Origin of the sequence: Pseudomonas viridiflava (assembly GCF_900602065.1) — a bacterium.
In the GTDB taxonomy this organism is placed as follows: domain Bacteria; phylum Pseudomonadota; class Gammaproteobacteria; order Pseudomonadales; family Pseudomonadaceae; genus Aquipseudomonas.
The window spans coordinates 1-428 of the sequence record NZ_UWFN01000174.1 but is presented as its reverse complement, the minus strand read 5'-3'; the positions used below and the strand labels follow the sequence as shown (position 1 = coordinate 428).

Here is a 428-nt window from a genome sequence, read left to right as displayed (position 1 = left end):
GGATATCCACACGGGGACCAGATCCACCTGGGGATAACTTTTTGCCAGGTGATACAGCCCGCTCTTGAACGGCAGCAGGCCTTCCTCCGGGTTGCGTGTGCCTTCCGGAAACAGGATCAGCGAGTCACCGTGTTCCAGCGCCTCGAGCATGGGTTGCAGCGGATTGCTGTCGGGCGTACTGCGCGTGCGGTCCACCAGCACGCCGTTGAATACGCGATTGATGATGTAGCGGCGCAGCGGGCTGGACTGCCAGTAATCGGCACCGGCAACAGGCCGGGCGGTTTTGCGCAAGGCGGGCGGCAGTGACGCCCAGAGCAGTACGAAGTCGCCGTGGCTGCTGTGGTTGGCAAAGTAGATCCGCTGCCGGAGTTCAGGCGTACAGCCCAGCCACAGGCTGCGAGCTCCCGTAATGCTGCGCGCACCGGCAG

Annotated in this window: 1 protein-coding gene; it reads right to left on the bottom strand. The window is 63.6% G+C overall.

Annotated features, from left to right (window positions below):
* A partial coding sequence (locus tag EE949_RS09065) for a lysophospholipid acyltransferase family protein (RefSeq protein ID WP_164666741.1) occupies positions 1–428 on the bottom strand: 428 nt, incomplete at both ends.